The sequence below is a fragment of the Streptomyces sp. UW30 genome (assembly GCF_008042075.1).
GTDB lineage: Bacteria > Actinomycetota > Actinomycetes > Streptomycetales > Streptomycetaceae > Streptomyces.
The window spans coordinates 1-8371 of record NZ_RDBN01000041.1; the positions used below are offsets into that span (position 1 = coordinate 1).

Genomic DNA, 8371 nt, shown 5'->3' on the forward strand with positions numbered 1-8371 from the left:
ACCTCGACGCCCGGCGGGACGAGTTCGAGGCCGTCGAAGAAGCGGGTGAACTCCTCACGGGAGCGGGGGGTGCACGCGGGCGTACGCCGCCCGAACAGCCCGTCCGGCTTTGAGGACGAGGCCCGTCCAGGGCCGAAGCGGGGGTGCAGGGGGCGGCAGCCCCCTGGTACGGAAGCCAAAGGGGCGGCACTCCCACGGCCAACGGCACCTACAGAACCCGGCCCACCCGGCGGTGCCTCACGCGGGGATCTGCTTGCACCATGTCGGCGTAGTCCCCATGACCCTGCACAGCGCCAGATACAGCGGAATCGGCGGCGTGTACGGCACCGTCCCGTCCGGCCGGTGGATCAGACGCGGGGTGTCCAGCACGACCGCCCCCGTCGTGTACCGCACCGACGCCGGCCACTCCAGCGCGTAGTCGGAGTCCGACGGGACGATCCACCACCAGTGCGAGTCGTCGGCGTACACGCACCCCACGCGCGGCAGCCGGGGCAGGATCAGCGGACCGAAGCGGGCGGGAACCGCCACCGCGTCGCAGCCCAGGGGAGCTGTCATCCCCTCCGGAACGGGCAGGCGGCGCGGGGCGGCGGATGTGCGCATGCCGCGGCGAAAGCGGACCAGCGTGTCCAGGCTCAGTACCTGACCGCCGCCGGACACGCCGCTCACAGCCATGCAGATCCCGTTCCCCTGTGGTGTCGCGCCTCGGCTTCGTCCTCGTCGCCCGCGCCCCCGGGCGGGCCCGGCTTGGGCCGGGACCCCCAGCCGAGGTCGTTGCAGGGCGCGTGCTCGGTGCGCAGCACCTCGCGGAGGGCGGCCCCGCGTGTCAGATCCGCCCAGACCATCAGTCCGGACCCGTGTTCCAGGGCCCCCCACGCATGGCAGAGGGCTTCGACGAGAAGCAGTCCCCTGCCGTGCTCATCCTCGGGACGCGCGGACGTCGGGTGGGGCTCACCCGGCGCGCATCCCTCGTCGCGTACGGCTATGCGCACCAGGTCGGCTCCGTCGCGCAGTTCGCACACTATGTGCTCGCTGGCGGTGTGCACGATCGCGTTGGTGACCAGCTCGGACACGACCAGAGCCGCCGTGTCGCAGGTGTCCTCGCACACCGACCAGCCGTTCAGCCGCGCCCTGGTCAGGCGTCTGGCCTGGGCGGGCGAACCCGGATGTGCGGCCAGTTCGAACCGGAACCGCCGCTCGGCGCCGACACCCTGCTGGGGGCCGACTCCCGTGGGGGCACCGAGGCCGTGGGGGACCACAGTGGCGTCTGTTCCTAAGGGCGGGGACGGAATCACGCTTGCCACTATCGCCCCGCCGTGAACACTTGGCAAGAGTCACTCTGAAAAATGCAGAGTGCTGTGTGACTCTCTGGACGGCCGTGGCACACTGCTCGCAACAGCATGCCGAACGGCGCCAATTGGGATCGTCGGAGATCCATCTCGATCTTCGAATAGGTCTTCGAGTGGCGCCGTCGGCCTGTCAGGATTCAATCGACTTGTCGGGATTCATTCGTGGAGGTGGAGCGTGAGCGAGCCGCGGTCCGCGCCGACGGTCGGCCAGGTCGTCCTGGGTCGGCGCCTGCTGGACCTGCGCGAGCGCGCCGGGCTCAAGCGTGAGGAGGCCGCCCGCGTCCTGCGCGTCGCCCCTGCCACGGTCCGCCGTATGGAGATGGCCGAGGTCTCCCTCAAGATTCCGTACCTCCAACTGCTCCTGAAGGCCTACGGCGTCTCCGACGACGAGGCCGACGGCTTCGTGCAGCTTGCCGAGGAGGCCAACAAGCCCGGCTGGTGGCAGCGGTTCCACGACATCCTGCCCGGCTGGTTCTCCATGTACGTCAGCCTGGAGGGCGCCGCCGCCCTGATCCGGTCGTACGACCCCCACTTCGTGCCCGGCCTGTTGCAGACCGAGGACTACGCGCGCGGAGTGCTGACGTCGGGCGCCATCGGCCAGACCAGCCCCGACGACATCGAGCGCCATGTCGCTCTGCGCATGCAACGCCAGCAACTGCTCACCCGTGAGGATGCGCCCCGGCTGTGGGTCGTGATGGACGAGACCGTGCTGCGCCGCCAGGTGGGCGGACCGGAGGTGATGCGTGCCCAGATCGACAGGCTGCTTCAGGCCACGAAGCTGCCCAACGTGACGCTGCAGGTGGCCCCGTTCGCGAACGGGCCGCACCCCGGCACGTACGGGCCCTTCGTGCTGTTCCGATTTGCCATGTCAGAACTGCCGGACATGGTCTACAGCGAGTACCTGACCGGCGCCGTCTATCTCGACGCGCGCGCCGAGGTGGCGACCCATCTCGAGGTCATGGACCGCATGGCGGCGCAGGCCGCTACGGCACATCGCACGAAGGAGATCCTGCGGGATCTCCGCAAGGAGCTGTGAATGGATCGCATCAAGCCGCGCATACAGGTCTACAACGGCATGCCCGCGCGGGACTTGGGCAGCGAGGGCTGGCACAAGCCGTGGAGCGGGGGCAACGGGGGTAACTGCCTGGAGGCGATGAAACTCGCCGACGGCCGGATCGCCGTCCGTCAGTCGACCGACCCGGACGGGCCGGCGCTGATCTACACCTCGGACGAGATGACGGCGTTCATCGAGGGCGCCAAGGCGGGGGAGGCGGACTTCCTGCTGTCCTGACGGCGTGAGACCCGTTGTTCAATCCATTGCGTTGAGCCAATTCACTTATCTTGGTGCTGAGTTGATCATGTATCGTCCTCGAACCTTACGGAGCTGGTCATGACCGGGCCGAACCCCGTCGAGATCGACACCAGCAAGCCCCATTCCGCACGGATGTACGACTGGTATCTCGGAGGGAAGGACAACTACCCCGTCGACGAGGCCATGGGGCAGCAGATGCTCGCCCTCGATCCGCGCGTCCCCGTGATGGCGCGGGTCAACCGGGCCTTCATGCACCGGTCCACCCGCTGGCTGGCCCGGCAGGGCGTGCGCCAGTTCCTGGACGTCGGCACGGGTATCCCGACCGAGCCGAACCTCCACCAGGTGGCCCAGCGGACCGCCCCCGACGCGCGCGTCGTCTACTGCGACAACGACCCCATCGTGCTCGCTCACGCGGCAGCCCTGCTGCGCGGCACGCAGGAGGGCGTCACCGAGTACTTGCAAGCCGATGTGCGTGATCCGGACGCCATCGTCGAAGGTGCCCGGAAGGTCCTGGACTTCAGTCGTCCGGTGGCTCTTTCCCTCGTCGCGCTGCTGCACTTCGTCTCCGACGAGGACGGCGCGCACGAACTGGTCGGGCGGCTGTTGTCCGAGCTCGCCTCGGGCAGCTACCTGGTGGTGACCCACGCGACCGCCGACTTCACTCCCGAGGAGTCGAAGGCGGCGACCGAGAAACTCAAGGCGGCGGGCGTCACCCTGGCCCTGCGCTCCCGTGAGGAGTTCACCCGCTTCTTCGACGGCCTCGAACTCGTCCCGCCGGGCGTCGAGGTGCCGCACCAATGGCACCCCGACCTGGGCGAGCCCGTACCGGGTCAGGACGACGGGGTCATTCCCGGGTACGGGGCGGTGGGGCGCAAGCCCTAGTCGATGCTCACAGGTACGACATGATGCGCCGCGGAGCGTCCACCAGGCGGCTGACGACCAGCACCGGCAGCGGCGGCTGCTCCGCCTTGGCCGGGGTGAGGTTCAGCCCGTAGTAGATCTGCTCGATCGACGGGGGTCCGACCGCGAGGTTGTGCCGGACCGCCTGCGAGGGCGATTCCTCGCCGGTGTTCACGACGTACGCGGCGACCATCGCGCCCGTACGGCCCACTCCCGCGCCGCAGTGCACGAACACCGGGCCGGAGGCCGTGGAGACGACGTCGAGGAAGCGCTGCATCGGCGCCACCCACAGGTCCTCTTCGAGCTCTTCGAGCGGCGCCAGCTGCTCGCAGGATCCGGCCGGGGGTGGCGGTGTGCCGCGCGTGCTGCTGCCCCGGCCGGGGGACAGCGGCCCGGCGTGGGCGTCATCCAGGTGGCAGTACCCCGCACAGCGCGTCCAGCGCCGCGCCGTACGCATGCTCGGAGGGCGTGGCGTAGCCGACGACGATCCCGTCGCGGGCCGGCATCTCCGGCTCGGTCGCGTCCGGGTGCCGGAACTCGGCGAGGCCGTCCAGGGCGACGCCCTGCCAGGTGGCCGCCTTCACCGTGGACCGCTCGGTGCCGGGCGGCAGTCGCAGCACCGCGTGGAGTCCGGCGGCCACACCCGTGACCTCGATCTGCGGCGCGTGCGTGGCGAGGGCGGCGACGAGGCGGTCGCGGCGGCTCCGGTACCGCTGCCGCATGCGCCGTACATGACGGTCGTACGCCCCGGAGACGATGAAGTCGGCGAGGCTCAGCTGATCGAGGACGCTTGCCCACGCCTCGCGCTCGCCCTTGGCCGCGAGCACGTCGCCGACGTACCGCTCCGGCAGCACCATCCAGCCCAGCCGCACCGCGGGCGACAGACTCTTGCTGACTGAGCCGATGAAGATCACCCGCTCCGGATCGAGTCCCTGGACGGCCCCGACGGGCTTGCGGTCGTAGCGGAACTCGCCGTCGTAGTCGTCCTCCAGCACCACGCCGCCACGCGCGCGTGCCCAGTCGATGACTGCGGCGCGGCGCTCGGGGTGCAGCGGGCCGCCGGTCGGGAACTGATGCGCGGGCGTGAGCAGCACGGCCCGCTCACGCGCCAGCCGGTCGACGCGCGCACCGTCCTCGTCGAGGGGGAGCGGTACGGTCCGTGCGCCCGCGGCGGCGAGCAGTTCCCGGTGGAAGCCCAGCCCGTACGCCTCCACGGCCAGCGGCCCGCGCAGCACGCCGCCGCCCGCACCCGTGCCCTGTCCCTGGCCGAACAGCAGCCGCAGGGCGTGGGCGAAGCCGGAGCAGATCACGATCCGGCCCGGCTCGGTGCGCACGCCACGCACGCGTGCCAGGTACTCGGTGAGCGCCTCGCGCAGTTCTACGCGCCCGGCGGGATCGCCGGGCCCGAAGACCTCGTTCGGCGCCTGCTGGAGGGCCCGCCGATAGGAGGCCAGCCAGGCCGCACGCGGGAACGCCGAGGCGTCCGGCGTGCCCTGCCGCAGATCGTGCCGAGGCCCACGCGCGCGTGGCGGCATCCGGGGCGTCCTACGGGGCGCCCGCTCGGCGCGCCGCAGCGGCTCGGCCCGCTCGGCCACCCTTGTCCCCGACCCCTGCCGGGCGGTGAGCCAGCCCTCGGCGACCAGTTCCGCGTACGCGTCGGCCACGGTGTTGCGGGCGACGCCGAGGTCGGCGGCGAGCGAACGGTACGGCGGCAGCCGGGTACCGGGCGCGAGCCGCCCACTGCGCACGGCGTCGCGCAGCGCACGGGTCAGCGCGGCCCGCCGGCCACCGGGCCCGGACGCCTCCGAGAGGTCCAGGTGCAGGTCGGCGCCGATCCGCTCCGCCGAATTGACCCATGATTCCACCATGGAAATGCACCCTACAGCCGGTCTTTCAGGCCCGTAGGTTGGTCCACATGACGACGAACACGACCGACATCAACACCGACATCAACACCGACATCAACATCGACATCGCCGGCGCCATCAGCGAGGCCGAGGCCGCCCGCACCCGCCTGGACTTCGCGAAGTCCGCCCCGAAGGTCTTCCGCGCCATCGTCGGCTTCGACGCCGCCGCCCGCGAGGGCCTCGACCCGGCGCTCGTCGAACTCATCCAGATCCGCGCCTCGCTCCTCAACCACTGCGCCTACTGCCTCCACATGCACACCAACGACGCCCGCAAGGCCGGCGAGAGCGAGGACCGGCTGCACCTGGTCGCCGTCTGGCGCGAGGCCCGCCACTTCTTCACCGAGAAGGAACAGGCGGCCCTGGCCCTCACGGAGGCGGTGACCCTGGTCGCCGACGGAGGCGTCCCGGACGAGGCCTACGCACAGGCGGCGGCCCAGTTCGACGACACGGAACTGGCCCACGTCCTGGCCCTGATCATGACGATCAACACGTGGAACAGGGTGGCGTTGGCCACGGGGAAGGTGGCGGGGACGGACGAGCGGCGCTAGGCGCTAGGGCCTGTCCGGCGGATCAGGCCCTAGGCGCGGTTCGCTACGTTTCTTGGGGGGAGTGTGGCCGCCGGCCCGTTGTTCAGACGGTCATGGGCCGGTCGTACGGCGATATCGGTGCCGGCAGCCTCGAACTCCCCGTCAGATGGCGGTCGACGGCCGCCGCCACCGCCCGCCCCTCGGCGATCGCCCACACGATGAGCGACTGCCCCCGGGCGGCGTCCCCGGCGGCGAAAACGCCCGGCAGGTTCGTCGCGAACCCGGCGTCCCGCGTGATCGTGCCGCGCGGCTCCATCTCCAGCCCGAGCTGATCGATCAGCCCGTCCGTCCGGTCGGGCCCGGAGAAACCGAGCGCGAGCAGCACGAGGTCGGCCGGCAGTGTCCGCCCGGTGTCCGGCATCCGGCGGCGCTGCGCGTCCACCTCGACCAGGTGCAGCGACCGTACGTGCCCGTCGGCGTCGCCCGTGAAGCGGAGCGTGGACGCCGCGAACAGGCGCGCGTCCGCGTCGGCCGCGGGCGCCGTCTCCAGATCGCGCGCCTCCTCGTGCGCCGCCGAGAGCCGGTAGATCTTCGGATACGTCGGCCAGGGCTCGGCGTCCTCGTCCCGGTCGGCGTCCGGCTGGGCGTAGATGTCCAGCTGGGTCACGGACGCGGCGCCGTCCCGCACGGCCGTGCCCAGACAGTCGGCGCCCGTGTCCCCGCCGCCGACGATGACGACATGCTTCCCGGCGGCGGACATGGGGGACGACTCCAGATCCCCCTCACGCACCCGATTGGCCAGCGGCAGATACTCCATCGCCTGCCGGATGCCGCTCAACTCCCTGCCCGGAACGGACAGTTCACGCCAGGCCGTGGCCCCTGTCGCGATCACCACCGCGTCGTAGCGCGACCGCAGCTCGGCCGCCCCGATGTCCTGCCCGACCGTCGTCGACGTACGGAACTTGGTCCCCTCGGCCCTCATCTGCTCGATCCGCCGCTCCAGATGGTGCTTCTCCATCTTGAACGCGGGGATGCCGTACCGCATCAGACCGCCGATCCGGTCGTCCTTCTCGTACACCGCGACCGTGTGCCCCGCCCGGGTCAGCTGCTGCGCCGCCGCGAGCCCCGTCGGCCCCGAGCCGATCACCGCGACCGTCCGCCCCGACAGCCGGTCCGGCGGCCGAGGTGGAGTGAACCCCTCCTCCCATGCCCGATCGCCGATGGCGCACTCGACGTTCTTGATGGTGACGGCCGGCTGGTTGATCGCCAGCACACACCCGGCCTCGCACGGCGCCGGACACAACCGCCCGGTGAACTCGGGGAAGTTGTTGGTCGCGTGCAGCCGATCCGACGCGGCCCGCCAGTCCTCCCGCGACACCAGGTCGTTCCACTCGGGGATCAGATTGCCCAGCGGACAGGCGTCGTGGCAGAAGGGGATGCCGCAGTCCATACAGCGGTCGGCCTGCTTGCTGATGATCGGCAGCAGCGCCCTCGGGACGTACACCTCGTCCCAGTCCCGGACCCGCTCCTCGACAGGCCGGCGCGGCCAGTCCTGGCGGGGGGTGGTCATGAAACCCTTGGGATCGGCCATGGCCGTCTTCCTCGCGTGCGCGTGCGCATGTGACGTGGTGGAGCCGTGCGTCATCGGGCGGCACTCTTGCGGCAACGATACGTCTCACGGGTCACCTGCGCAGAGTGGGGGACAGCGCTTTCTCGGCGGCGTTGCCCACCTGGCGTTGCTCAGCTGACGGCCAGCACGTACGACACCGTCGCGGCGGCCGAGGCGACCGTCCGGACGTGGTTCCATGCCGTCCACTCCCGCACGTACGTCGGCCAGTACGCAGCCGCCTCCTGGGTGCCCGCCTCCAGCTTGAGCAGCACGTTGTTACGGGGCACGTTCGCCACCATGGTCACCCCGAACGAGCCGAACAGATAGAACGCGCTGCCCAGCAACAGCTCCACCGTCCCCTCGTCCGGCCAGAGAACGAACGTCACCACGGCGATCACCGCGCACAGCACCGCCGTCCCCATGAACACCAGCATGAACGCCGGCATCAGCGCGGTCACATTGATCGCCTTCATCGCCGCGACGCCCTGCGCGGGCGGCAGCGCGGCGAGTCCGCGCATCACGAACGTCGAGAACGCACAGAAGACCCCGGCCACGAGGCCGGTCCCCACCACACCGATCACGATCAGTACGAAGTACGGCCCATCGATCATGTCAACGTCAACTCCCGCTTCCCGCCGGAATCCTGCCCCGGCCACGTCCATCACCTCAAGTGAAATCCTGTACGACATCAGTGACCATGGCCGAGCGACGCGACCACATACGCGAACGTCCAGAAGAACGGAGGCCCGAACTCCGGGTGGGGAGGGAGG

Annotated in this window: 10 protein-coding genes; 4 read left to right on the forward strand and 6 right to left on the reverse strand. The window is 70.6% G+C overall.

The features are described from left to right. Positions 1 to 237: 237 nt before the first annotated feature. Positions 238 to 672: a hypothetical protein gene (locus EAO75_RS30070; RefSeq protein ID WP_187284638.1), complete on the reverse strand. Its 435-nt coding sequence runs from the start codon at positions 670 to 672 to the stop codon at positions 238 to 240. Next, entirely contained in the window at positions 663 to 1301 is a 639-nt protein-coding gene (locus tag EAO75_RS30075; protein ID WP_147998296.1) for an ATP-binding protein, read from the reverse strand. Before EAO75_RS30075 ends, EAO75_RS30070 begins: the two co-directional genes overlap by 10 nt. A gap of 220 nt (positions 1302 to 1521) precedes the next feature. On the opposite strand from EAO75_RS30075, the gene EAO75_RS30080 reads away from it, so the two are divergent. From EAO75_RS30080 to EAO75_RS30090, 3 genes are all read left to right on the forward strand, one after another. After that, positions 1522 to 2382: a helix-turn-helix transcriptional regulator gene (locus EAO75_RS30080; protein ID WP_147998297.1), complete on the forward strand. Its 861-nt coding sequence runs from the start codon at positions 1522 to 1524 to the stop codon at positions 2380 to 2382. Next, entirely contained in the window at positions 2383 to 2637 is a 255-nt protein-coding gene (locus EAO75_RS30085; protein ID WP_147998298.1) for a DUF397 domain-containing protein, read from the forward strand. A gap of 99 nt (positions 2638 to 2736) precedes the next feature. Then, positions 2737 to 3540 (forward strand): SAM-dependent methyltransferase, encoded by an 804-nt coding sequence (locus tag EAO75_RS30090; protein ID WP_147998299.1) that lies wholly within the window; start codon positions 2737 to 2739, stop codon positions 3538 to 3540. Between the two features lie 7 nt (positions 3541 to 3547). On the opposite strand, the gene EAO75_RS47715 is transcribed toward EAO75_RS30090, so the two are convergent. Next, positions 3548 to 4015, reverse strand: coding sequence for a fused DSP-PTPase phosphatase/NAD kinase-like protein (locus EAO75_RS47715; RefSeq protein WP_261989487.1), 468 nt, complete (start codon positions 4013 to 4015; stop codon positions 3548 to 3550). After that, positions 3963 to 5426, reverse strand: a complete 1464-nt coding sequence (locus EAO75_RS30100) for a PLP-dependent aminotransferase family protein (RefSeq protein ID WP_147998300.1) — start codon at positions 5424 to 5426, stop codon at positions 3963 to 3965. The genes EAO75_RS47715 and EAO75_RS30100 overlap by 53 nt, the downstream gene beginning before the upstream one ends. A gap of 47 nt (positions 5427 to 5473) precedes the next feature. On the opposite strand from EAO75_RS30100, the gene EAO75_RS30105 reads away from it, so the two are divergent. After that, positions 5474 to 6013, forward strand: coding sequence for a carboxymuconolactone decarboxylase family protein (locus tag EAO75_RS30105; RefSeq protein ID WP_147998301.1), 540 nt, complete (start codon positions 5474 to 5476; stop codon positions 6011 to 6013). Between the two features lie 82 nt (positions 6014 to 6095). Here EAO75_RS30105 and EAO75_RS30110 read toward each other — a convergent pair whose 3' ends face one another. Both EAO75_RS30110 and EAO75_RS30115 read right to left on the reverse strand, forming a co-directional pair. Further along, positions 6096 to 7583, reverse strand: a complete 1488-nt coding sequence (locus tag EAO75_RS30110) for a glutamate synthase subunit beta (RefSeq protein ID WP_147998302.1) — start codon at positions 7581 to 7583, stop codon at positions 6096 to 6098. A gap of 149 nt (positions 7584 to 7732) precedes the next feature. Beyond that, complete coding sequence (locus tag EAO75_RS30115) at positions 7733 to 8212, reverse strand: DUF1772 domain-containing protein (protein ID WP_147998303.1); 480 nt, start codon at positions 8210 to 8212, stop codon at positions 7733 to 7735. Between the last annotated feature and the right edge of the window lie 159 nt (positions 8213 to 8371).